Here is a 2,783-nt window from a genome sequence, read left to right as displayed (position 1 = left end):
GTTCGAGCGGTTGATGAGGCCGGAGCAAATGCCGGAAACGCTCAAGGCGCATCCGGAGCTCGCGGCCGCCGTGGCCGCGCTGGGCCAGGCCGAGACCGATCTGCGGAGCCGCTACGACGACCCGCAGACGCGGCACCGTGAGTTCATCGAGGCCAAGAAGTACGTCCAGGCGCAGCTCGACGCCGGTAAGGCTGGGGTGAGCCTGCCGCCGGAGTTCGCGGACAAGCCGCAGCGCGAGGTGGCGAAGCCAGAGAAGGACAAAGGGAGAGACCGCTAGTTGCGTATCTCGAGATACGATTGTGCTCTCTAAGGCCAACTTCGAGTCTGGCGGAACAAGAAGTTCAATACTTCTAAGTTGGCATATTAAAAGGATTTGGGAGTCTAGTTTAAGACAACTACGAGTCCCCGTCGTCCGACGTTGTCGAATTCCTAGTCCCGGCCGACCGTCAGCGCGGCAGGTTTTGGTGCAAACCGGACGTTCGGCCGGACCCACAAGTCAGAGAAGGGCCAACAACCGACGTAGATCGAGGCTTCAGCAATCGGCCCTCGGCCATTAGACGAGATGCCGGTGCGTGTTTTCGAAATGTTCACATATCCGCAGAAAACATCGGTCAGCGCGGCTGACATTCCAACCGGTGGCAGGGCCCATATCAGCCTATGGCCCCCCGTCAAAGCGCGTTTGGCACTGTCGTGTGATCCGTCTACAGTACGTTGTCGGTTGGATTGCGGGCCATGGTGCAAGAGCGGCCAGTCCGGGTCGAACGCAGATTGTCAGCGATATTGGCTGCCGACGTGGCTGGCTACTCGCGGCTCATGCACATCGACGAAGAGGCTACGCATGCCAAACTGACTGCGCTACTAACGAATGCTGTCGACCCCGCAATCGCCGAACACGGCGGCCGCATCGTGAAGAATACCGGGGACGGGTTCTTGGCGGAGTTTGCCAGTGCGGTCGAAGCGGTTCGGGCCGCGGTGCAGTTCCAGACTCGCATCATCGAACTCACAATCGATGAGGTCGAGGACAGGCGCATTGCTTTCCGCGTGGGGGTCAACATCGGCGATGTCATTGTCGAGCCTCATGATATCTTTGGGGACGGCGTCAATATCGCGGCACGGCTTGAGAGCATCGCCGACCCCGGCGGCATTTGCATCTCGTCTTCTGCCTACGATCAAGTCCGCGGCAAGGTTGGGGTTGAGTTCGCCGATTTGGGCGAGCAGAGCCTCAAAAACATCGCCCGCCCAGTCCGGACCTACGCCGCGGTCTGGGATCAACCTGGCCAGGCGACAGAGGCTGAGCGTGCGAGGCCAGGCCTGCTTTCGCCGCCTCGTCTTTCCATCGTCGTGTTGCCTTTTGCCAATCTCAGCGGCGACCCCGAGCAAGACTATTTCGTTGATGGTGTGACCGAGAGTTTGACCACCGACTTGTCGCGCATCTCCGGCTCATTCGTGATCGGTCGACACACTGCATTTACCTACAAAGGCAAGGCGCTCGATCTCAGGAAGATCGGGCGCGAGTTGAACATCCGCTACGTGTTTGAAGGTTCGGTGCAGCCGAGCGCAAAGCAGCTTCGGGTGAACGTGCAGCTGATCGACGCCGGAACTGGCAATCACCTGTGGGCCGAGCGGTTCGATAAGCCGGTCGCCGATCTGTTCGATCTGCAGGACGAAATCGTCTCGCGGCTCGCGAACACACTGAATGCCCAACTCATCGAGGCTGAGGCGCGACGGGCGGAGGGTTCGCTGCATCCCGACGCTATGGATTTGTATTTTCAGGGCAGGGCTTGGTTCAACAAGGGGCTAACCCCGGAGCACATGGCGCAAGCAGGCAGCTTTTACCAACGTGCCTTGGCCATCGATCCCCGATCTATCGAAGCGCTGGTCGGCACGGCGCAGGTCAATTTAGCAAGTGGCGCCAGCTTTTTGACCGATGATTTGGCCGCGCGCTGTTCGGCAGCCGAAGCAAATGCGATCAAAGCGCTTTCGTTGGCCCCGGACCATGCGCTGGCCCACCGGGTCTTGGGTGACGCCTACATTTTTACAAACCGCGCCGCCCAAGGGATTGCTGAATGCCAGCAGGCCTTAGCGCTTGATCGCAATTTGGCGAGTGCTCATGCCGATATCGGTTTCGCCAAATGCCTTATGGGTCGCGCTGCCGAGAGCGAAGGTCATATACTTGAGGCTTTCCGTCTCTCCCCGCGAGATATCTTTGCCTACCGGTGGATGCAAACTGTAGGCCTTGCCAAGATACATCTCGGTGCCTATGCCGAAGCGGTCGGTTGGCTACGACGAAGCATCGATGCCAACCGCAATTTCCCGGTCGCGCACTTCCAGCTCGCCAGCGCGCTGGCGCTGCTCGGGTCGCTGGATGAGGCACGGACCGCCGCGCAGGCGGGGCTCGCGCTCAATCCAGGCTTCACCATCCGTCGATTGCGCATGAACGCACCGAGCGACAATCCGACCTTCCTCGCCGGGCGCGAGCGCATCAATGAGGGCATGCGCATAGCTGGGGTGCCGGAGGGGTGATGTCCGCGTTGGGTCATTCGCGTCGTTTTTACAGTCGGCCAGCTACTTCCGGTCCACCCTCAACTGCGAACATATCGCTGCACTGCGCTAACTGAAGCGATGGGCCAAAACCGGACCGGGCTTGCGTGCTGCATGACTTAAAAATCAAGCCGGTAGCACGGCGGTGACTAGATGTCCCAGATCCGCCGAGCATGATGCCTTGAAAGGGATTCCGACGACCTCGTCAGAATGCAACTGGACGTTCTGCTCGATCCGTCCGA

At 59.8% G+C, this 2,783-nt stretch carries 2 protein-coding genes; both read left to right on the top strand.

Features of this window, described 5'->3' with window-relative positions; genetic code table 11:
* The coding region (locus ACFFWD_RS25520) for a hypothetical protein (protein ID WP_376969772.1) at nucleotides 1-277 on the top strand (277 nt) is incomplete at its 5' end.
* Between the two features lie 455 nt (nucleotides 278-732).
* Nucleotides 733-2,523 carry an adenylate/guanylate cyclase domain-containing protein gene (locus ACFFWD_RS25515; RefSeq protein ID WP_376969770.1) on the top strand — a complete coding sequence of 597 codons (1,791 nt, stop codon included), beginning with the start codon at nucleotides 733-735 and terminating at the stop codon, nucleotides 2,521-2,523.
* Nucleotides 2,524-2,783 lie beyond the last annotated feature (260 nt).

It is taken from the genome of Bradyrhizobium erythrophlei (genome assembly GCF_042430365.1).
GTDB lineage: Bacteria > Pseudomonadota > Alphaproteobacteria > Rhizobiales > Xanthobacteraceae > Bradyrhizobium > Bradyrhizobium erythrophlei.
The sequence above is the reverse complement of the archived record's forward strand: the minus strand, read 5'-3'. Positions and strand labels throughout refer to the sequence as shown.

What these genes read in the sequence shown, in the direction of transcription:
- ACFFWD_RS25515 (WP_376969770.1), top strand. Translation starts at nt 733, where the DNA reads ATGGTGCAAGAGCGGCCAGTCCGGGTCGAACGCAGATTGTCAGCGATA.